Origin of the sequence: Hyphomonas sp. (genome assembly GCF_965284475.1) — a bacterium.
Taxonomy (GTDB): domain Bacteria; phylum Pseudomonadota; class Alphaproteobacteria; order Caulobacterales; family Hyphomonadaceae; genus Hyphomonas.
The window spans coordinates 1,683,565-1,702,506 of the sequence record NZ_OZ260087.1 but is presented as its reverse complement, the minus strand read 5'-3'; the positions used below and the strand labels follow the sequence as shown (position 1 = coordinate 1,702,506).

The following is an 18,942-nucleotide window of genomic DNA, read 5'->3' as shown; positions in this document are numbered from 1 at the left end:
CGGAACGTGCTGTTCAGGATGGTCGCTATTCCGGCGGCTCGAGATTGCGCGCCAGCACGTCGCCCGCCAGATAGAGCGAGCCACAGATGAGGATGCGTTCGGCGCCGGTTGCTGCGGCGGCCGTCACGGCAGCATCAAGACCGTTGCAGACCGTCACATCGAGGCCGGCCGTGCGGGCCGCCTCGGCCAGGTCGTGCGGTTCGGCACCGCGATGGCCCGGTGCATTGGGCAGCGTGAACACGTCAGGTTTCATGTGCCGGAAAGGCAGGAAGAAGCCGGTTGCGTCCTTCGATGCGAGCATGGCCGTGACAAGGACGGTCTTGCCAGGGAGACTTTCGAGGTGGCGGGCAATCGCCCGCGCGGCATGCGGATTGTGTCCGCCATCGAGCCAGACCTCGGTATCCGGCGCAAGCGCGGTGACCGGACCGGGCCGCAGGCGCTGCATGCGGGCAGGCCATGTAGCCGTGCGGGCGCCTTCGAAAATGGCGGCCTGGTCGATCCGGGCCGAGGCGCCGAACAGCTGCATGGCCATGGCGGCAAGGGCGGCATTGCCGCGCTGGTGCTCGCCAATAAGGGAAATATCGTCCGGCATCGCATCAATGAAGTGCGCTTTCAGCCGGTAGAGCGGCGCGCCAAGGCGGGCAGCTTCGTTCGCGATAACCTCGTCACAGACCTTGCGCTGGATGGCCGTCAACACCGGACGCCCGGGGCGGATAATGCCTGCCTTCTCGCCGGCAATCTTGCGAATGTCGGAACCGAGAAAGGCCTTGTGGTCGAAGTCGACCGGTGTGATCACACAGAGCGCGGGCTGATCGATCACATTGGTCGCGTCATAGCGCCCGCCAAGGCCGACTTCGAGGATGAGCAGGTCTGCCGGCACTTCGCTGAAGGCCAGAAAGGCCGCCGCCGTAGTGGCCTCGAAATGCGTGATCTGCAGCCCGGTGAGCGCGTTAAACGTGCGGTCGAGCCAGCCGAGCAGGCGCGCATCATCAACGATCTCGCCAGCCAGCCGGATGCGTTCGTTGAAACGGACGAGATGGGGCGACGTGAAGACATGGACCGTGAGGCCGGCTGCCTCGGCCATGGCGCGCATGAAGGCAGAGGTCGAGCCCTTGCCATTCGTGCCGGCGACATGGATGACAGGCGGCAGCCGGTCCTGCGGACGACCGAGCGCCTCGAGCGCGGCCTCGACCCGTCCGAGCGACAGCTCAATGGTTTCTGGATAGAGCCCTTCGAAACGCGCCAGCGCTGCGGCAAGGGCCGCACTGTCTCCAATCAATCAGGCTTGCCCTTGGGCGCAGGCGGTTTGGCCGCATGGGTTTTAGGCTGGGTCAGCGGCGCGACGGGCATGTCGTTCCGGCGCCGCGAATTTGGCATCAGGTGCATCAGGATACGGGCAAGCGTCGCCTGCATCTTCCGGCGGTCGACCACGATATCGACCTGGCCCTTCTCGCGCAGGAATTCAGACCGCTGGAAGCCCTTGGGCAGGCTCTCACGGATCGTCTGCTCGATCACGCGCGGACCGGAAAAGGCAATCATCGCGCCCGGCTCGGCAATGTGCACATCGCCCAGCATGGCATAGGAGGCCGACACGCCGCCCGAGGTCGGATCAGTGAGAACGACGATGTAAGGCAGTTTCGCATCCGCGAGTTCGTTCACGGCCAGCGTGGTGCGCGGCATCTGCATCAGGCTGAGCGTGCCCTCCTGCATGCGCGCGCCACCGGACGCGGTGCACACGACAAAGGCGGCCTTGCGGGCCAGCGCCATCTGCGCAGCGGTGACGAAAGCTTCGCCTGCGGCCATGCCGAGCGAGCCGCCCATGAAATCGAAATCCTGGACCAGCAGCACGGTCGGCACGCCGCCAATCTTGCCATAGGCGGCGACCATGCAGTCATCCTGCAGCAGGGGCGCGCCGCCATTCTCGGTCTCGCGCTTCTCGCGCGCCGCAATCTTGGCCTTGGCGGCCTTGATGCGGGCCGGATAGGGCTTGTCGTCCTTGAATTTCAGCGGGTCTGCGGGCACCGGTGGCAGGGCCAGCGGCTCCCAGCGCTCTTCATCGAACAGGAGGCGGCAGCGTGTGCGCGGGCTGATGCGCATGTGTGCGCCAGCGGGCGTGACCCACCAGTTCTCTTCAAGATCGGTCTTGTACACCAGTTCGCCGGACGCCGGGCATTTGATCCACAGGTCGTCTGGCGTTTCCTTCTTGGCGAGCATGGTCTTCAGGCCCGGCGGGGTGACCTTCGTGATCCAGTTCATGCCTTGATACTCCTTAAGACCGAAACAGTCCCTACGCTTTGGCGACCGCAGCCATGGCTGCGCTCAATTCCCCTGCAAGTGCGCCCATTCCCCGCGGCGCTTCAGAATGATCACCCGATTCGTGGGCTGACTGAGCATGCTCCACAAAAGCGGAGCCTACGACAACCCCATCGGCAATTTTAGCCATTTCTACAGCCTGTGCACCATTTTTTACCCCGAATCCAACACATACGGGCAATCCTGATACACGCCGGACCATTTCGACGTTCCCGGCAATGGCCTGCGGATCAGCCGATCCGGCGCCTGTCACCCCCGTGACGGCGACAAAATAGATGAATCCTGAAGCCCCTTCAGCCACTTTGGCCATGCGGGCCTCATGCGTCGTCGGTGTCGCGAGGCGGATGACCGAAATATCATGCCGGGCATATTCGGCGCGCAGTTCGGAATCCTCTTCCGGCGGCAGGTCGACAAGGATCGTGCCATCAATGCCGGCCGCGTGGGCCGCCTCGGCAAACGCTGCATAACCAAGGGAATGCACCGGATTGGCATAACCCATCAGGATCAGCGGCGTTTCCTGGTCCGTTTCGCGGAAGCGCGCGGCCAGGCCGAGAACATCGACCAGCGTCGTATGCCGGGCGAGGGCGCGCAACCCGGCACGCTGGATCGCGGGGCCGTCGGCCATCGGATCGGTGAACGGCGCGCCGAGCTCAATAATGTCGGCGCCATTGTCGCGCAGGGCGCACATGGCGTCGAAACTGGTTTCAAGGTCGGGGTCGCCGCCCATGAGGTAGGCCACGAGAACAGCACGGTGTTCAGCCTTCGCCTTGTCAAAGCGGGCCGTAATTCGGGAAGTGGGCATCAGGAATCCGTGTTTGCGTTGACCCAGGCCGCGTAGGGCGCGGAAGCCTGAGCGCAGGGCAGGGCGACGATCGCCGGCACTTCATAGGGATGCAGTTCGTTGACGAGCGCCTCGATCTGGCTCCAGCGCGATTCCGGCGCCTTCATCCAGAGAACGAACTCAAAGGCATGTTCGACCACGCCTTTCCAGCGATAGGTCGAGGTCACCGGCCCTTCGAGATTGGCACAGGCGGCCAGGCGCTGCTCGACGGCTGCATCGGCAATTTCCTCAGCCACGCGGCGCGACGGGCAGGTAATGCGGATGAGAAGGAGGTCGGTCACATATCCACTCCCAGTGCCTTGGCCACGCTGAAGACATCCTTGTCGCCGCGCCCGCACAGATTCATGATGAGAAGGCCGTCCTTGTCCATGCCGTCGATCACGTCGCCGAGACGGGCAATGGCGTGGGCGGGTTCGAGCGCAGGGATGATGCCCTCAAGCTGGGTACACAACTGGAACGCAACCAGCGCCTCATCATCCGTACAGGAAAGATACTCAGCCCGGCCCGTATCGCGCAGGAAGGCATGTTCCGGCCCGATGCCCGGATAGTCGAGCCCGGCGCTGATCGAGTGGGCATCGAGGATCTGCCCGTCATCGGTCTGCAGGAGGTAGGTGCGGTTGCCATGCAGGATGCCCGGGCGGCCGCCATTCAGGGCCGCCGCATGCTCGCCGGTCTCGATGCCGTGACCTGCCGCCTCAACGCCGATCAGCCGCACGGTTTCATCATTGATGAAGGGATGGAACAGGCCAATCGCATTCGAGCCGCCGCCGATGCAGGCCATGACGGCATCCGGCAGGCGGCCTTCGCGCTCAAGGATCTGCTGGCGGGCCTCAATGCCGATAATGCTCTGGAAGTCGCGGACCATTTCCGGATAGGGATGCGGGCCGGCCGCTGTGCCGATGCAGTAGAACGTGTCGTCCACATTCGTCACCCAGTCGCGCAGGGCCTCGTTCATCGCATCCTTCAGCGTGCCCGTGCCGGAGGAAACCGGTACAATCTCGGCGCCGAGCAGGCGCATGCGGAAGACGTTCGGCTTCTGGCGCTCGACATCGGTTTCGCCCATGAAGACCACGCATTTCAGGCCGAACCGGGCGCAGATCGTCGCCGTGGCGACGCCATGCTGGCCAGCGCCGGTCTCGGCGATGATGCGCGTCTTGCCCATGCGCATGGCCAGCAGGACCTGTCCGAGGCAATTATTGATCTTGTGCGCGCCGGTATGGTTCAGCTCATCGCGCTTGAAATAGATTTTCGCGCCGCCGAAATGCTGCGTCATGCGCTCGGCGAAATAGAGCGGCGAGGGGCGGCCGACATAATGGGCCCACATGTCGTCCATCTGCGCCTTGAAAGCAGGGTCCAGCTTCGCCGCCCGGTATTCCTTTTCCAGGTCCAGGATCAGCGGCATCAGCGTTTCGGCGACATAGCGTCCACCGAATTCGCCGAAGCGGCCATTCGCATCCGGCCATTGTTCCCAGGAATTACGCAAGTCCATCATCATGCCTCTTTGGCGGCGCGGAGAAAGGCCCGTACCAGCTCCCTGTCCTTTAGCCCCCGTACCCGCTCGACGCCAGAGGCGACATCCACCGCGGGCGCACCTGTCGCGGCAATCGCGGCGGCAACATTGTCCGGGGTCAGCCCCCCGGCGAGCATCCAGGGCCGTGGCGGCTGCCAGCCGTCAAGGATCGTCCAGTCAAAAACCTGGCCATGCCCGCCGGCGCGTGTGGCGCCCTCAGGGGGTTTGGCGTCAATGAGCAACAGGTCTGCAGCTGTATATTCCCCGGCGGAGTCAAGATCGGGCCGGGCCGAAACGCCGAGCACTTTCCAGACTTCCACCCCCGTGCGTTTCCTGATCGCGGCGACGCGTTCCGGCGTCTCGGCGCCGTGTAGCTGAAGAACCGGGAAACCGACAGCCACGACTGCATCGACCTCGGCATCGTCGGCATCGACGAGCAGCGCCACTGGCCGCGCCCTGCCGACCTGCATGAGCAGGCTTGCGGCGGCCTCCCGCGTCACGCGCCGGGGACTGCCGGGCGCGAAGTTGAAGCCGATCCAGTCCGCGCCCTCGCTGGCCGCAAAGCGCACGAGGTCCGGATCGGTCAGGCCGCATATTTTCACACGTGTCATGCCATGCCCGTTACGCCAGCTTTTGCCATATGGTCAATTGCGGTGCGGAATGCCGCCAGGGCCAATCCATATTGCGATGGAAGGCCGAACGCGAATTTCAGGCAGCCTTCCTGCCGATGAAGCCAGTCTCGGGTTCAATCGCCCGCAATGCCGAAACGCCCTAAAGTTCTGACGTGAAGGTTCTGTCCGAGCCTTCAGTCCTGAAAGCACATTCCAAGCCTGACATCCCGGGCACGAAAGCCGGTGCGCTGAGACTTGCTTCAGCGCCCTCTGCTGCGCCGGCATGCATCAGATCCGAGGCTTGTGGTTCGAAATTGAATTTCGGCATGCCTCATCCACCAGGTTAAGGCGCGGTAATAAACTGTGCCGCTTTTGCCACAACAGGCCGGGCAGCACAGATGGCAGGGAACGCGGGCCACGGGGCGCCCGTTAGCGCACCATGTCCCGAGCGGTTCGGGATGCACGAACAAAGGATTCCTCCCATGAAAAAGCTTCTGATCATCTCCTCGTCAGCTGCCGCAATTGCCCTTGGCATGGCGGCGCCAGCCGTTGCCCAGACCTATGGTAATGAAGACACCGGCTTCTACGCCCAGGGCGGCTATACTTACCTCGACATCGAGCCTGACGGCGCCGATTCCGGTGTCGACTCGAATGCCATCACGGGCCGTGTCGGTTACCAGTTCACACCCATGTTCTCACTCGAAGCCGATCTGTCGACCGGTATTGATGATGGCGAGTTTGACTTCAATGTCGACGAGGATGAATTCAATCTCGACGACAATGACGACACCGACCTCGACGATGTCATCGCTGCATCAGGCGATCTTGGCCTGAACTATCTCGTTGGCCTCTATGGCCGCGCCAGCGTTCCGCTGACCGATCGTCTCGATGTCTCGGCCCGGGCTGGCTATGCCTATATCGATGTTGACGCATCGGTCATTACGCCAGGCGGCACGACGCTCGGCGTGATTGAGGATTCAGCGGATGGTCCGGCCATTGGTGCAGGTCTTTCCTACGATTTGACCGACAGCTGGCAGCTGCGCGGTGACTACACGTATTACAGCTTCGAAGACACCGACACCAACGCGGCAACCATTGCGGTTGGCTACACGTTCTAAGCCTGCCGGACAGCCTGAATTGATGACGCCGGTCCTCGCAAGAGGGCCGGCGTTTTCGTCAGTGCGGACTGGCGCGCACACAGCCCGCACGGTGGAAATGCCCATGCCGCATTCCCATGTGAGATTCACGCACAATCCGAAAGTGACATGACATGGCCAATGGCTGGGCGCGGGACGGCGCCGTTCAGGACCAGATCGACGACAGTATCAATGACGCGGTCCGCACGGCCCGCGCCAGCATGCCTGCCGGCGAAAGCCCGGCGCATTGTGACGCGTGCGGGGAACCGATCCCCGAGGCCCGGCGCAAGGCGCTTCCCGGCGTGCGAACCTGCGTGACCTGCCAGTCAGCGCGCGACAGGACCCGCGTTCATTCCGGCATAAACCGGCGCGCCAGCAAGGACAGCCAGCTGCGCTAGACAGAATGCCTGGCCGGAACGGACACAGGCCGGGCTGGCGGTGAGACAGGGATTCGAACCCTGGAGACTATTGCTAGCCTACACACTTTCCAGGCGTGCGCCTTCGACCACTCGGCCACCTCACCATCGCCTGAGCGAAGCACAGGGCCATAGCGGAACGCATGGCCGCTCGCAAGACCGTGATTGCCGTTCGCCCCGCCCGGCCCCATATTCCCGTCAGCAAAGGAGACCGCACCATGTTGTTCTCGCACAAACCCGCCACGATACCTGATGCCGCCAGCGCCCTGCCGGGCCGCAGCGCCGCCATCCCGACTGCCGCCGAACATTTCGTCTTCCACCGCCCGCTTCAGGGCGATGTGCCCGCAGGATTCGAGGTTGCCATTTTCGGCCTCGGCTGTTTCTGGGGCGCTGAACGCAAGTTCTGGCAGCAGGATGGCGTCTGGATGACCGCGGCAGGCTATGCTGGCGGCCCCACCCCGAACCCGACCTATGACGAAGTGTGCAGCGGCCGCACCGGCCATACCGAAGTCGTGCGCGTCGTGTTTGACCCGGCCAGGGTCAGCTATGGCGATCTGGTCAAACTGTTCCTGGAAAGCCACGACCCGACACAGGGCATGCGTCAGGGCAATGATGTCGGCACGCAATACCGCTCTGCCATCTACACGACATCCGACGTGCAGGCCGCGACTGCCCGCGGCATGGCCGCCGCCTATCAGGGCGCGCTCGCCAGGGCTGGCCATGGCGGCACCATCACCACCGAGATCGCGCCACTTGGCCCATTCTACTATGCCGAGGATTACCATCAGCAATACCTCGCCAAGAATCCGGCAGGCTATTGCGGGATTGGCGGAACGGGCGTGTCCTGCCCGATTGGTCTGAACGTCTAGGACCCGAAATTCATCGAGAACCGCTTCCGGGTCTCGATCATGGTCTGCGCCTTGAACATGGCGTCAGAGGCCGTTTGCGCCTTCTGGATCGACGGATCGGCGCGAAGGGCCTCGACGACTTGCGACAGGTGCGAGATCGCTTCCTGGACGAGTTTGAGGTCATACTGCTTCTCGGCGCGTGCCAGCAGGGCCCGGCCAAGGTCCATGCGGGCCTGCGAAACCAGCGCCGAATCCGACGTATTCGTCACCTCGCCCAGATGCGCGCGGCGCATCGCAATGACCCGGTCAAGCGTGCTGAGGTCGCCGGTCTGTTCAGCCACATGCACGCCGGATGCGCAGAAATCGGCTTCCAGCTCGCTGCGAATGACCTGCGACACGGACGCACTGTCATCCAGCATACGGTCAAGGGATTCAGCCAGCAGTTTCATCTTTTCCGGGCGGAAGGCCTGCGGATTGGCGAGCGCAGGCTGCAGCTTCTTGGCCAGCAGATAGGCGGTAATATTCGGCACCTGTCCGTCACGCGCATCGCGGCGCCCCGGCAGGGAAATGGTGAAGGGCCGGGCCTCGTCGGGGCGCAGGCCGCCACCACGCGACAGGCCCTGCAGGACCAGGCCGCTATTGCCCTTGCTGATCCGGCTGGCCCAGACCAGCATGTCGGCATCGGCGGCAGCCAGCCGGCGGCGGGCATGGGCAATGATTTTCTGGTCACTGCCGCCGGAAATCTCGCCGGTCGATGCCAGGCGGAACGGCGCACCGAAATTGAATTCGGCCAGATGGCCGCTCAGCGCCGCACGCAGCCATTTTCCGGTACGGCCCGCGCCAGGCCCGGTCGGCCGCGCCAGCAATATGCGATAGCCCGGCTCCTTGCTGCGCCGGAAGGCCCGCGCGCCGCCGGCATTGCGCAGGCGCGTGATCAGGCTGCGAAGGCCCGACAGGAGCAGGTAAAGGAGACCCAGACACAGCACCAGCGCCATCGCGAACCCGAAAGTCGCGAAATCATGGGCACTGAGCACATGCGTCTCCACCCAGTCTTCTGCCGCCGTGAACCAGCCTGCATCCAGCATGGTAATTGACCTCTTTGGTGCCAAGGCGATACGAGCCTTGCCGGGCGCTGGCAACAGGCAATGGCTGTTATGGCGAGTGATCTGGCGCTAGCATTGGCAAACCGGCAACAGGGGCAGATCACATGACAGGCTTCGTCACCCGGTTCGCGCCGTCACCGACCGGGCACCTGCATCTGGGACATGCGGCATCGGCCTTTCACGTGTGGGATACCGCGCGCGCCACCGGCGGACGCGTTCTTTTGCGGCTTGAGGATATCGACCAGACGCGGTGCCGCCCGGAATACGAGGCCTCCATCCTTGCTGACCTGGTATGGCTTGGTCTTGACTGGTCCGGCCCGGTCCGGCGCCAGTCGGAACACTTTGATGACTATGCCCGCGTCCTCGACGCGCTGCAGGCACGGGGCCTGATCTATCGCTGTTTCAAGACGCGGCGGGAAATCGCTGCGGCCCTTCCCGCCGGTGTGGATCCGGACGATGCGCCCTTCACCGGCAAACCGCTTGCACCACAGGAAGAGACGCGCCGCCTTACGCTCGGCCACGCCTTTGCCTGGCGCCTGTCACTGCGCGCCGCCCGGGAGACGCTGGGCGAAAGCTTCATGTCACTGGAGTTCACCGAAGAGACCCCAAACGGCCCGCGCCCTGTACGCGCCAATCCGGCATCTTTCGGCGATGTGGTGCTGGCCCGCAAGGATACGCCTGCCAGCTATCATCTGGCCTGCTGTCACGACGACGCCCTGCAGGGGATCACGCATGTCATTCGCGGCGAAGACATTCGCGAGATGACCAGCGTACATGTCCTCTTGCAGGCCCTCATGGACTGGCCGGTGCCGGTCTATCGCTTCCATCCGCTGGTCCCCGGGCCTGACGGGAAGAAGCTGTCGAAGCGGGCAGGAGACAAGGGATTGTCTGTCTACAGGCAGGAGGGGATGACACCGGACGATATTCGCGCCATGACGCTCGCCGCATGACATCCTCCCTGAACCCCGTCGTCCCCACCCTCACCCCTCCGCCTGCCCCCATCGAGCGCCACTGGACAGGCCCGCTCATGGTTTTCGGCGGCGGGGTGTGTATCGGCTTTGCGCCGATTGGCCTGCGCCTCGGCCTCGACGATCTCGGCCCACAGGCTATCGCCTTCTGGCGCTATGCGCTCGCCTCGCCCGTCCTGCTCGCGCTTGTCTTTCTGGTAGAACGGCGGGCACCGCGCCGGCCTAACCGCTATGTCCTGCTGGCGGGGACATTCTTCGCGCTGGATATGGCGCTGTGGCACTGGAGCCTGACGCTGACCACGGTGGCAAACGCCACCTTTATCGTGAACCTCGGCAACGTCTCCGTCGGCTTTGTGGCGTGGCTGTTCCTCAGGGAGCGTCCGACCAATGTCTGGTTCGGCGCCATCCTCCTGGCCGTCGTCGGCGCGGCGGCCCTGTCGCTTGGCGGAGAGGTGGGCGGCAAAGGCGACATACGCGGCGACCTGCTGGCCCTGTCGGCGGCGCTGCTTGTTTCCGGCTACATGCTGTCATCGAAACTGGCCCGGCGGACGCTGGGCGGCCTGGAGACCATCTTCTGGCTGACCATTGTGGAAATCTGCATTGCGGGCGTGATTGTCAGCCTGTCGGGTGAAGCCTTCTTCCCGGACGATCTCAACGGATTCCGGGCACCACTCTTCCTTGCACTGGTCGTTCAGGTCATGGGACAGGGCCTGATCATCGGCGGCCTTGGCCGCACGTCGGCAGCCATTGCCGGCGTTGTCGTGGTCGTGCAGCCGGTTGTTGCAGCGGCGATTTCCTGGACACTGTTTGATGAGCCCCTTTCGGCGCTTCAGGCAGGTGGTGCGGCCGCAATCCTGGTGGCGATCTGGCTGTCCCAGCGCGGAAAACCGCTGCCGATAGACTGAAATCGGACCGACTGCATCGAAACTGCCATAAAACTCGGTTATCAGTGAAGCAGATTGAATCACTCGGGAATTTCAAGACATGCGCACATCCATCGCCGCCATCCTCACGGGCCTCGCCCTCGTTACAACCGCCTGTACAACGCCGGTACCGGTCACACCAGACACACCAGACACACTGGACACCGATGCCGCTGAAGCAGTGGTGACGCCGCTGCGTGCGGGCCTGTTGCCGGTTCAGGCGAGCGACGCGTCCTATGTGTCCGCGGCTGCAGCCGTTCAGGCGCGCATCGACCAGCGCGGTGTAAAGCCCGCCAAGAACGTGATCCTTTTCATTGGCGACGGCATGAGCATTCCAACCGTCACCGCCGCCCGCATCTATGCAGGTCAGAAGCGCGGCGTGGACGGCGAATCCTATCAGCTGACCATGGAAACGCTGCCGCACATGGCCCTGTCGAAAACATACAGCCATGATGCACAGGTGTCCGATTCCGCATCGACTGCCGTCGCCATGGTGACCGGCGCAAAGGTCAACTCGCGCACGCTGGGCGTGCTGAAGGATGCAAGCTACGGAAATTGCGCGAGCATTGAAGGCAATGGCGCAGAATCGCTCTTCGTCCTCGCCGAACGCGAAGGTCTGGCGACCGGACTGGTCTCGACGGCCCGCCTGACCCACGCCACGCCGGCATCAACCTTTGCGCATTCACCCAATCGTAACTGGGAAGATGATGCAGCCCTCAAGGGTGGTGATGCCAGCGACTGCCGGGATATTGCACGCCAGCTGATCGAATGGCCTGAAGGCGATGGATTTGAAGTCGCCATGGCCGGTGGACGTGCACCATTCCTGACCGTGGATGAGGCAGACCTTGAAGCCGAAGGCGGTACCGGCAATCGCAAGGATGGCCGTGACCTGACCGCTGAATGGCGCGCGAAATCGCCCAACCACGCCTACATCGCCGACAAGGCCGGTTTCGACGCGATCGACTTTGCTTCGGATGCCCGCGTGCTCGGCCTCTTCGAAATCTCGCACATGCAGTTCGAACTCGACCGCGCAGGCGACACAGCCGGCGAACCTTCTCTGGTCGAACTGACGCAGGCAGCGATCACCCGCCTGTCGCAAGACCCTGACGGCTTTCTCCTCATGGTCGAAGGCGGCCGTATCGACCACGCTCATCACGGCGTAAACGCCGCCCGCGCGCTCGACGAGACTGACATGTTCGACCAGGCCATTGCTGCCGCCCTGGAAATGACCGACAATGAGGACACATTGATCATCGTCACCGCAGACCATTCCCACACGATGACGATTTCCGGCTATCCGGCCCGCGGCAACCCGATTCTCGGCAAGGTGGATACCGGCATGGCGGAAAGCGGCGAACTGAAAGGTCTCGATGGAAAGCCCTACACGACGCTGTCCTATGCCAGCGGACAGACCGCTTGCCGCCTGGTGGACGGCGAGCCGGACTGCACGCGCGAGGACCTGTCTGACATCGACACGACCGAGAAGGATTTCCTCCAGCCATCACTCGTGCCGATGTATTCGGAAACCCATGGTGGCGACGATGTGGCGATCTTCGCCACCGGCCCCGGATCTGAACTCATCTCCGGCGTGATGGAGCAAAACGAGATCTTCCACGTCATGGGCCGCGCCAGCGGACTTGTTGCGGCGGAATAGTCGGCCACGCAGGGCTCAGGAGGTGCGCAGCACACCGGAGCCGAGGACGGGGATGACATAGGCAATAGCGAGCGCCGTGTTGGACACGGCGTTCGCCGCAAACCCGGTCGTGACCGATATCAAACCGTCGACCACATACCAGATGGCCAGAGCCAGCGTTAGCGCGCGCCATCCTGAAGGCCCTGCGGCGGAAATGGCCGGCAGCAGGAAGACAATGGTCAGACCCCAGCCCATGGTGACCGCGCCCATCAGCCCGACAGCAAAGCGCATGGCCCGGTCTTCGAGGATGGTGCCGCCATCGGGCAAGTTGCCAAAGAGGACCAGCACGTCGCGAACAAGTCCGTCCACGCCCGGAAATGCCCCTGTCATCAGCAGGGCGCCAAAGGCGACAACGCCCCATGCCCACACCGTCATCCAGTTTTTCCAAATCCCAGTCATGCCATTCTCCTTCTCTGTTGATGGCAGAGACTTGCAGGCAGGCGTAGGCACGGCAATTACGTGCCAGGTAATGGACAAGAAACAATCTGCCTGCGACGGTGACTCATGCCCTTGCCTGACGCGCAGCTTCTTGTCGCACGCCCGCCCTTTGCGAGCGCCTTGCGCCGTCACCGCATTTCCCGGCGGTTGAGCCAGCTTGAGCTTTCCCTCGAGTGCAGCATCTCGGCACGTCACCTGTCCTTCCTGGAAACCGGACGGGCGCAGCCGAGCCGGGATATGGTCATGCAGCTCGCGGACGGACTGATGCTGCCACTGGGCACCCGTAACGCATTGCTCCAGGCGGCCGGCTTTTCCGCCGCCTTCCCCGCTTCCCAACTCGATTCAGAGGCCCTGAAGCCTTTCCGCGAAATGCTCTCTGAGATGATCTCACGGCATGCGCCCAATCCGGCCATGCTGTGCGACCGGCACTGGAACATTCTCGACGCGAACCCGGCGGCCGCCGCGCTGCTCTCCGGTCTTGGCGACGGACCAGGACCGCATAACGCCGTCCGCATCCTGACTGACAATCCCGCCGCCTCCGGAACGATCGCCAACCTGCCCGATGTCCTGAGCGAAATGAGCGCCCGCATTCGCCTGGAGGCGATGGAGGCTGGCGACGATGGCGTCCTGCTCGACCACCTCGCCGCCCTTGAATCCGCCTGCGCGCGCCATCCGGTTGAAACGGCCGGCCCGCGCAGCCCGATCGTACCCCTCATCGTGAATTCGCCGCTCGGCCAGCTCCGGTTCCTCTCGACGATTGCCCATTTCGGAACGAGCGAGGACGTGACGATCAGGGACCTGCGTCTTGAGCTTCTGTTTCCGGCAGACGACGCGACCCGTCAGGCCCTTGCGCACTTGGCCTGAACACGCCTCACGCTGCGGCATGTCTGGTCAAAGGGCGGCATCGCGGCAATGCTGCAAAAAAAGAACACAACCGGAGGAAACACCCATGAAAGCTGCCGTCATGCGCGCGCCCAATGCGCCGCTTTCCATTGAAGAGGTCACGATCTCGAAGCCCGGCCCGCGTGAAGTGCTGGTGCGCCTCGGTGCGGTAGGCGTCTGTCACTCCGATGTGCATTTCTGGGACGGCGCCTTTCCGGCAGAGATGCCCGTCATCCTTGGCCATGAAAGCGCCGGCGTGGTCGAACAGGTCGGCTCCATGGTCAGCGCCGTCAAACCCGGCGATCATGTCGTCTCGATCCTTTCGCCCTTCTGCGGCACCTGCGAGTTCTGCCTCACCGGCCACATGTCCGTCTGTCACACGGTGAATGGTGAACAGTTCAAGCGCGCGCCCACCGAGGCGCCGCGCCTGTCCATCGGCAAGGAAAAGGTCAACCAGTTCCTCAATCTCTCTTCCTTCGCCGAACAGATTCTCGTGCATGAGAATACACTCTGCGTCATAGACAAGGACATGCCGATGGACCGCGCCTGCCTGATCGGCTGCGGCGTGATCACCGGTGTCAGCTCGGTTTTCCATGCCGCCAAGGTCGAGCCGGGCTCGACCGTGGCCGTGCTCGGCTGCGGCGGTGTGGGCCTGTCCACCATCAATGGTGCCGCGATAGCCGGGGCATCGCGGATTATCGCGGTGGACCTGTCGGACGAAAAACTCGCCATGGCGAAGAAATTCGGCGCAACCGACTTCGTGAACCCCAGGAACGGCGATCCGGTCGAGCAGGTGAAGGAACTGACCAGGGGCGGCGTCCACTATGCCTTCGAGTGCGTCGGCCTGAAGCAGACCGCCGAACAGGGCTATATGATGATGCGCCCGCGCGGCGTGATGACGGTGATCGGCATGATCCCGCCCGGCGTGAACATCGAGATCCCCGGCATCGAACTGCTGGTCACGGAAAAGCGCCTGCAGGGCGCCGTCATGGGCTCCAACCGGTTCCGGGTCGACTTCCCGCGCCTGGTCACGCTCTACAAGCAGGGCCGCCTGCATCTGGACGACCTTGTGTCAGACCGGATCGGCCTTGATGGCCTGACCGGCGCGCTGCAGAACCTGAAAGACAACAAGGGCTCGGTGGCCCGTCAGGTCGTCATGTTCGATTCGTAGGCGGGTGGCCTGCCGAACAGGCTCAGGCGATTGCAAATCGTGTGGAACCAACCGGACACAGGCGCATTTGCCAATACATGACCAAGCCGCCCCAGATACTTATCGTCGAAGATGAAATCCTCATTGCCATGGATCTGGAAGACATGGTCGCCGAAATGGGCGGTACGGCGATTGCGTCGGCCTACAACATCCAGACTGCGATCAGGCTCGCAGAATCAATCGAGGCCGACGCCGCGATCCTTGATGTCGATGTCGCAGGCCAGCTGGTGTTTCCCGTCGCCGACATATTGGCGGCGCGTGGCATTCCCTTCCTGTTCAATACCGGCCACTCGGCCGAGGACGTTTTGCGCGCCCGCTACCAGTCTGCACCGATCTGCCGCAAGCCAACCCTGCCGCGCCAGCTGAAAATGGCGCTGCAGCAATTGCTGCATTCTCAGAGGGATCCGTCCGGCGCTGGCGGCGCCCTGCCGGCCTAATCGCGCAACAGCTCGTTCACGCCGGTCTTTGAGCGGGTTTGGGCGTCCACGGTTTTCACGATCACGGCGCAGGCGAGGCTTGGCCCGCCATTCTTGTCGGGCAGCGTGCCCGGCACGATCACCGAATAGGGCGGCACCCTGCCATAGCTGATCTCGCCGGTCTGGCGGTTCACGATCTTGGTGGACTGGGTGATGAATACGCCCATCGCGATGACTGAGCCTTCACCCACAACCACACCCTCGACCACTTCGGACCGCGCGCCAATGAAGCAATTGTCCTCGATAATCGTCGGATTGGCCTGCAGCGGCTCCAGAACGCCGCCAATGCCGGTGCCTGCCGAGATATGGCAATTGGCGCCAACCTGCGCGCAGGAGCCGACAGAGGCCCATGTATCGATCATCGTGCCTTCGCCGACATGGGCGCCAATGTTGACATAGGAAGGCATCAGTACGGCATTCCTGGCGATGAAGGCGCCCCGGCGCACGGCCGCAGGCGGCACAGCGCGAAAACCGGCCTCACGGAAATCCGCCTCGCCCCAGCCCTCGAACTTCGACGGCACCTTGTCCCACCAGTTGCCGCCGCCCGGCACACCATTGATCACGCCATTGGCGTTCAGGCGGAAAGACAGGAGCACGGCCTTTTTCAGCCATTGGTGCACAGTCCAGCTGCCGTCCGCCTCCCGGCTGGCAACGCGCGCCTCGCCCTTGTCCAGCAGCTCGATCGCCGCATCGACGATTTCGCGGACTTCGCCCATCGTGTCTGTGGACAGCGTGTCGCGACGCTCCCAGGCAGTGTCGATTACATCGGCAAGGGCATCGGTCATTCGGGCGGTCTCCGGTCGGCAGCAGGTTAGAGTGTTTCGAGTGCCGCTTCGAGGAAGGCGGCAAGGTCGCCTGTCACATAGTCGATGTGATCCTGCCCGTCATCCCCAAGAACGTCCGCCAGGCTGGCCGGGCGCGCCTCGATCGGCTCATGGCTCCAGTCCTTCTCGGAATGCACCAGAACCGTGGTGAAACCGATATCCTTGGCAGGGGCCAGGTTGCGCGCGAGATCCTCGAAAAAGATCGACTCATACGGGTCGACATCGTGCAGTGTCCTGAACGCTTCATACGAGGCAGGCCTGGGCTTGGGCGCATAGGCCGCGTCCTCGATTCCGAAACTGCCATGGAAGACATGGCCCAGCCCCATCTTCTCGGTCACGCGCTCTGCATGCCGCCGTGATCCGTTTGTATAGACGAACTTGCGACCCGGCAGGATTTCCAGCGCCGCCCGCAAAATGGGAAGGTCCGGCAGGGGAGATAGGTCTATTTCGTGGACGTAGTGAAGGAAATCGGCTGGGTCTATGCCATGAATTGTCATCAGGCCGGACAGGGTCGTGCCATGCTCTGCATAGTATTTTTTCTGGATCTTGCGCGCCTCATCGCGCGGCAATTGCAGCAGGCCCGACACGAAGTCCGTCATCCGCGTGTCGATTTCGGCAAACAGGTCGCATTCGGCCGGATACAGCGTGTTGTCGAGATCGAATACCCAGTTCCGGACATGGCCGAAACTGCCGAATGGCGCCAGGTGAACGCCGGCATGCCTATCGCTCATTCGTGCTGGCCTTTGCGAAATCCCGCTCGAAGAATTCGAACACGAGCTTGCGGTCAACCGGCGCAGGCGTCGCGGCAAACAGGGCCGTGCGATAGGCTGATGCCTCGCAGTCATCGCGCCCGACAATCGCGAATTTTGACCGCCCGACGCAGAAGGCGTCAGATGCCTTGGCCAGGGTGCGCAGCTTGTCGCCATCCTCCATCTCGCCATAGACGAAGTGTTCGGCCCCGCTCAATGGCCGGTCGATCACCCGGGAACAACCGCCCGCCTCCAGCATCCACCAGCCACGGCTTTCCCAGCCCTCCGAGCCGCGTCGCGCAATCGCGCTCCAGATCCGGTTCTTGGTGCGATTGCACACGGTGAAACCCACGGCCCGCCCGCGCTCCTTGGCCACTTGCTCAAGAAAGTCGATCAGGTCAGGTTCGGACGTCGTGGCCGGCAGGCCGTTATCCTTCAGGAATGCATTGATCGCAGTGCGCGTCTTGTGACCGATATTGCCGTCAATCACGTTCGACACGACACCCGCCTCTTCCAGCAGGCGCTGGATACCGGCCGCGCGGGCCTTGTCCGCAGTGTAATTGTCGATCTCGGTGAACGGGGTCATCCAGCGGGTGCGCCGGGTAATCTCGACGGCGCGGAACCCGCGCGATTCAAGGCCCATGGCTGCGCATTCCGGCGGGCTTTCCAGCGAGAAACTGCCCGTCGGATCCACACACAGATCGGTATTGCCGCCCCATTCGCGCACGCCGCCACGATGGGCCGTCGATGTGCGGGCATAGACAAAGTGGAATTTCGGCTCGAGCGGACCGGGCAAGGCGAGCTTGCAGCTGCCGGGCTGGAGCTTGATCCAGCCCTCGACCGTCATGCCATTCCCTTCCGGGCGGCCAATCGCGGCCTCGATGATATAGCTTGTGCGATTGCACAGCGACCAGCCATCGGCCCCCTCCTGCGCCTGCGCCGCGTGGCCGAATGCCAGGAAGGCGCCAAGGACGCCGAGGATCTTAAGAAACGAGCGTACCTGCGCCATGTTCTGTGAATAGCTCCATGAGGAGAGCGTGCGGCGCACGCCCATCAAGTATCACAGCCGCCCCGACTCCATGATTTACGGAATGTGCGGCAGTTTCAAGCTTGGGAATCATGCCACCTGCAGCTGTGCCGTCCGCAATCAGCTCCGGAATGCGCGAAACGGCAATCTCGCGCATGAGGTTCCTGTCCTTGTCGAGCACGCCGGCAACGTCTGTCAGCAGCAGCAGGCGGCTTGCGCCAAGCGCCGCAGCCAGCGCGCCAGCCGCCGTATCGGCATTGATATTGTAGCGCGCGCCATCACGGCCAACGCCGACCGGCGCCACGACCGGGATCAGCTGTGCGTCATTGCGCAAAATCGCGTTCAGCACGGTCGTATCAATCGTGCTTGGCTCACCGACGAAGCCAAGGTCCAGCACCTGTTCGATATGGCTGTCGGGATCCTTGGTCGTCTTCGTGGCCTTTTCCGCCCGGATCAGGTTGCCGTCCGAGCCGGACAGGCCAACCGCCTTGCCGCCGGCCTGGTTGATCGCCCGCACGATGGATTTGTTGATCGGGCCGGACAGGACCATCTCGACGACTTCCATCGTCTCCTCGTCGGTCACGCGCAGGCCGCCCTTGAACTCTGACACGATGCCCAGCTTTTCCAGCAGCTTCCCGATCTGCGGGCCGCCGCCATGCACGATGACGGGATGGATGCCCAGCGCCTTCAGCAGGACCACATCGCGCGCAAATCCGGCCGACAGGGCCGGGTCCACCATGGCATGCCCGCCATATTTCACGACGATTGTCTGCCCGGCATAGCGCTGGATATAGGGCAGGGCCTCCGACAGGGTCTTTGCCGTGAATTGGGCTTGTGCAACGGGATCAGTCATCGGAACGGGCGCCATCCTTCGCATTCAGTGCCTATGGGCCAGCCTCATAAGGTGCTTTTCAGCCCGGCGAAACCCTTCCATTCGGCACGCGACAGATTGGCGGCAAGCCGTTAGGCTGGCC

Annotated in this window: 21 protein-coding genes and 1 tRNA gene; 9 read left to right on the top strand and 13 right to left on the bottom strand. The window is 63.1% G+C overall.

The genetic code is table 11. The annotated features are described in order from the left end of the window. Positions 1-25 precede the first annotated feature (25 nt). Genes ACQ66M_RS08205 through ACQ66M_RS08180 form a run of 6 tightly spaced genes read right to left on the bottom strand, consistent with a single transcriptional unit; the run spans position 26 to position 5,275 of the window. The gene (locus tag ACQ66M_RS08205; RefSeq protein ID WP_430403094.1) at positions 26-1,279 is read right to left on the bottom strand and encodes a bifunctional folylpolyglutamate synthase/dihydrofolate synthase; all 1,254 of its coding nucleotides are present in this window, start codon (positions 1,277-1,279) and stop codon (positions 26-28) included. Beyond that, the gene (locus ACQ66M_RS08200; protein ID WP_350173514.1) at positions 1,276-2,256 is read right to left on the bottom strand and encodes an acetyl-CoA carboxylase carboxyltransferase subunit beta; all 981 of its coding nucleotides are present in this window, start codon (positions 2,254-2,256) and stop codon (positions 1,276-1,278) included. The genes ACQ66M_RS08205 and ACQ66M_RS08200 overlap by 4 nt, the downstream gene beginning before the upstream one ends. A 31-nt stretch (positions 2,257-2,287) precedes the next feature. Further along, the gene (gene trpA / locus ACQ66M_RS08195) at positions 2,288-3,115 is read right to left on the bottom strand and encodes a tryptophan synthase subunit alpha (RefSeq protein WP_430403092.1); all 828 of its coding nucleotides are present in this window, start codon (positions 3,113-3,115) and stop codon (positions 2,288-2,290) included. Next, complete coding sequence (gene cutA, locus ACQ66M_RS08190; protein WP_430403090.1) at positions 3,115-3,435, bottom strand: divalent-cation tolerance protein CutA; 321 nt, start codon at positions 3,433-3,435, stop codon at positions 3,115-3,117. Before cutA ends, trpA begins: the two co-directional genes overlap by 1 nt. Next, positions 3,432-4,649 carry a tryptophan synthase subunit beta gene (gene trpB, locus ACQ66M_RS08185; protein WP_430403088.1) on the bottom strand — a complete coding sequence of 406 codons (1,218 nt, stop codon included), beginning with the start codon at positions 4,647-4,649 and terminating at the stop codon, positions 3,432-3,434. The genes cutA and trpB overlap by 4 nt, the downstream gene beginning before the upstream one ends. Further along, positions 4,646-5,275, bottom strand: a complete 630-nt coding sequence (locus ACQ66M_RS08180; protein ID WP_350173506.1) for a phosphoribosylanthranilate isomerase — start codon at positions 5,273-5,275, stop codon at positions 4,646-4,648. The genes trpB and ACQ66M_RS08180 overlap by 4 nt, the downstream gene beginning before the upstream one ends. Before the next feature lie 482 nt (positions 5,276-5,757). Between ACQ66M_RS08180 and ACQ66M_RS08175 the strand changes: the two genes are divergently transcribed. Together ACQ66M_RS08175 and ACQ66M_RS08170 are read left to right on the top strand one after the other, a co-directional pair. Next, on the top strand, positions 5,758-6,393 hold the full coding sequence (locus tag ACQ66M_RS08175) for a porin family protein (protein ID WP_430403086.1): 636 nt from the start codon (positions 5,758-5,760) through the stop codon (positions 6,391-6,393). Positions 6,394-6,545: 152 nt separating this feature from the next. Further along, positions 6,546-6,809 carry a DksA/TraR family C4-type zinc finger protein gene (locus ACQ66M_RS08170; RefSeq protein ID WP_430403084.1) on the top strand — a complete coding sequence of 88 codons (264 nt, stop codon included), beginning with the start codon at positions 6,546-6,548 and terminating at the stop codon, positions 6,807-6,809. Positions 6,810-6,844: 35 nt separating this feature from the next. Here the strand turns inward: ACQ66M_RS08170 and ACQ66M_RS08165 are convergent. Then, positions 6,845-6,934, bottom strand: a tRNA-Ser gene (locus ACQ66M_RS08165). A gap of 111 nt (positions 6,935-7,045) precedes the next feature. Between ACQ66M_RS08165 and msrA the strand changes: the two genes are divergently transcribed. Beyond that, complete coding sequence (gene msrA / locus ACQ66M_RS08160; protein WP_430403082.1) at positions 7,046-7,696, top strand: peptide-methionine (S)-S-oxide reductase MsrA; 651 nt, start codon at positions 7,046-7,048, stop codon at positions 7,694-7,696. On the opposite strand, the gene ACQ66M_RS08155 is transcribed toward msrA, so the two are convergent. After that, entirely contained in the window at positions 7,693-8,760 is a 1,068-nt protein-coding gene (locus tag ACQ66M_RS08155) for a hypothetical protein (protein WP_430403080.1), read from the bottom strand. The genes msrA and ACQ66M_RS08155 overlap by 4 nt on opposite strands. Before the next feature lie 122 nt (positions 8,761-8,882). Here ACQ66M_RS08155 and gluQRS point away from each other — a divergent pair, with 122 nt between their 5' ends. The 3 genes from gluQRS (at position 8,883) to ACQ66M_RS08140 (ending at position 12,323) form a co-directional block, all read left to right on the top strand. Next, the gene (gluQRS, locus tag ACQ66M_RS08150) at positions 8,883-9,728 is read left to right on the top strand and encodes a tRNA glutamyl-Q(34) synthetase GluQRS (protein ID WP_430403078.1); all 846 of its coding nucleotides are present in this window, start codon (positions 8,883-8,885) and stop codon (positions 9,726-9,728) included. Next, positions 9,725-10,651, top strand: a complete 927-nt coding sequence (locus ACQ66M_RS08145) for a DMT family transporter (protein WP_430403076.1) — start codon at positions 9,725-9,727, stop codon at positions 10,649-10,651. The genes gluQRS and ACQ66M_RS08145 overlap by 4 nt, the downstream gene beginning before the upstream one ends. 79 nt (positions 10,652-10,730) lie before the next feature. Continuing rightward, a complete protein-coding gene (locus tag ACQ66M_RS08140) occupies positions 10,731-12,323 on the top strand; it encodes an alkaline phosphatase (RefSeq protein WP_430403074.1) in 1,593 nt (530 codons plus the stop codon). Positions 12,324-12,338: 15 nt separating this feature from the next. On the opposite strand, the gene ACQ66M_RS08135 is transcribed toward ACQ66M_RS08140, so the two are convergent. Continuing rightward, positions 12,339-12,761, bottom strand: coding sequence for a hypothetical protein (locus ACQ66M_RS08135; protein ID WP_430403072.1), 423 nt, complete (start codon positions 12,759-12,761; stop codon positions 12,339-12,341). A 105-nt stretch (positions 12,762-12,866) separates the two neighbouring features. Between ACQ66M_RS08135 and ACQ66M_RS08130 the strand changes: the two genes are divergently transcribed. The 3 genes from ACQ66M_RS08130 to ACQ66M_RS08120 all read left to right on the top strand — a co-directional run bounded on the left by ACQ66M_RS08130 (position 12,867) and on the right by ACQ66M_RS08120 (position 15,329). Next, positions 12,867-13,664: a helix-turn-helix domain-containing protein gene (locus ACQ66M_RS08130; protein WP_430403070.1), complete on the top strand. Its 798-nt coding sequence runs from the start codon at positions 12,867-12,869 to the stop codon at positions 13,662-13,664. A gap of 85 nt (positions 13,665-13,749) precedes the next feature. After that, positions 13,750-14,853 carry a Zn-dependent alcohol dehydrogenase gene (locus ACQ66M_RS08125; protein WP_430403068.1) on the top strand — a complete coding sequence of 368 codons (1,104 nt, stop codon included), beginning with the start codon at positions 13,750-13,752 and terminating at the stop codon, positions 14,851-14,853. Between the two features lie 77 nt (positions 14,854-14,930). Further along, positions 14,931-15,329: a response regulator gene (locus tag ACQ66M_RS08120; RefSeq protein ID WP_430403066.1), complete on the top strand. Its 399-nt coding sequence runs from the start codon at positions 14,931-14,933 to the stop codon at positions 15,327-15,329. On the opposite strand, the gene dapD is transcribed toward ACQ66M_RS08120, so the two are convergent. Genes dapD through argB form a run of 4 tightly spaced genes read right to left on the bottom strand, consistent with a single transcriptional unit; the run spans position 15,326 to position 18,821 of the window. Further along, entirely contained in the window at positions 15,326-16,153 is an 828-nt protein-coding gene (dapD, locus tag ACQ66M_RS08115) for a 2,3,4,5-tetrahydropyridine-2,6-dicarboxylate N-succinyltransferase (protein WP_350173482.1), read from the bottom strand. The two genes, ACQ66M_RS08120 and dapD, sit on opposite strands and share 4 nt — an antisense overlap. Positions 16,154-16,179: 26 nt before the next feature. After that, entirely contained in the window at positions 16,180-16,923 is a 744-nt protein-coding gene (locus ACQ66M_RS08110) for a pyrimidine 5'-nucleotidase (RefSeq protein WP_430403064.1), read from the bottom strand. Next, positions 16,913-17,950 (bottom strand): DUF1036 domain-containing protein, encoded by a 1,038-nt coding sequence (locus tag ACQ66M_RS08105; RefSeq protein WP_350173478.1) that lies wholly within the window; start codon positions 17,948-17,950, stop codon positions 16,913-16,915. Before ACQ66M_RS08105 ends, ACQ66M_RS08110 begins: the two co-directional genes overlap by 11 nt. Next, on the bottom strand, positions 17,925-18,821 hold the full coding sequence (argB, locus tag ACQ66M_RS08100; RefSeq protein ID WP_350173476.1) for an acetylglutamate kinase: 897 nt from the start codon (positions 18,819-18,821) through the stop codon (positions 17,925-17,927). The genes ACQ66M_RS08105 and argB overlap by 26 nt, the downstream gene beginning before the upstream one ends. Positions 18,822-18,942: the final 121 nt, after the last annotated feature.

Excerpts from the sequence above, each read along its gene's own strand:
- ACQ66M_RS08125 (WP_430403068.1), top strand. The coding sequence starts at position 13,750 with ATGAAAGCTGCCGTCATGCGCGCGCCCAATGCGCCGCTTTCCATTGAA.
- ACQ66M_RS08170 (WP_430403084.1), top strand. The coding sequence starts at position 6,546 with ATGGCCAATGGCTGGGCGCGGGACGGCGCCGTTCAGGACCAGATCGAC.
- trpB (WP_430403088.1), bottom strand. The coding sequence starts at position 4,649 with ATGATGATGGACTTGCGTAATTCCTGGGAACAATGGCCGGATGCGAAT.
- ACQ66M_RS08175 (WP_430403086.1), top strand. The coding sequence starts at position 5,758 with ATGAAAAAGCTTCTGATCATCTCCTCGTCAGCTGCCGCAATTGCCCTT.
- ACQ66M_RS08180 (WP_350173506.1), bottom strand. The coding sequence starts at position 5,275 with ATGACACGTGTGAAAATATGCGGCCTGACCGATCCGGACCTCGTGCGC.
- ACQ66M_RS08110 (WP_430403064.1), bottom strand. The coding sequence starts at position 16,923 with ATGAGCGATAGGCATGCCGGCGTTCACCTGGCGCCATTCGGCAGTTTC.
- ACQ66M_RS08120 (WP_430403066.1), top strand. The coding sequence starts at position 14,931 with ATGACCAAGCCGCCCCAGATACTTATCGTCGAAGATGAAATCCTCATT.
- argB (WP_350173476.1), bottom strand. The coding sequence starts at position 18,821 with ATGACTGATCCCGTTGCACAAGCCCAATTCACGGCAAAGACCCTGTCG.
- trpA (WP_430403092.1), bottom strand. The coding sequence starts at position 3,115 with ATGCCCACTTCCCGAATTACGGCCCGCTTTGACAAGGCGAAGGCTGAA.
- ACQ66M_RS08200 (WP_350173514.1), bottom strand. The coding sequence starts at position 2,256 with ATGAACTGGATCACGAAGGTCACCCCGCCGGGCCTGAAGACCATGCTC.
- ACQ66M_RS08130 (WP_430403070.1), top strand. The coding sequence starts at position 12,867 with ATGCCCTTGCCTGACGCGCAGCTTCTTGTCGCACGCCCGCCCTTTGCG.
- ACQ66M_RS08135 (WP_430403072.1), bottom strand. The coding sequence starts at position 12,761 with ATGACTGGGATTTGGAAAAACTGGATGACGGTGTGGGCATGGGGCGTT.
- ACQ66M_RS08155 (WP_430403080.1), bottom strand. The coding sequence starts at position 8,760 with ATGCTGGATGCAGGCTGGTTCACGGCGGCAGAAGACTGGGTGGAGACG.
- msrA (WP_430403082.1), top strand. The coding sequence starts at position 7,046 with ATGTTGTTCTCGCACAAACCCGCCACGATACCTGATGCCGCCAGCGCC.
- dapD (WP_350173482.1), bottom strand. The coding sequence starts at position 16,153 with ATGACCGATGCCCTTGCCGATGTAATCGACACTGCCTGGGAGCGTCGC.
- gluQRS (WP_430403078.1), top strand. The coding sequence starts at position 8,883 with ATGACAGGCTTCGTCACCCGGTTCGCGCCGTCACCGACCGGGCACCTG.
- ACQ66M_RS08140 (WP_430403074.1), top strand. The coding sequence starts at position 10,731 with ATGCGCACATCCATCGCCGCCATCCTCACGGGCCTCGCCCTCGTTACA.
- ACQ66M_RS08145 (WP_430403076.1), top strand. The coding sequence starts at position 9,725 with ATGACATCCTCCCTGAACCCCGTCGTCCCCACCCTCACCCCTCCGCCT.
- ACQ66M_RS08105 (WP_350173478.1), bottom strand. The coding sequence starts at position 17,950 with ATGGCGCAGGTACGCTCGTTTCTTAAGATCCTCGGCGTCCTTGGCGCC.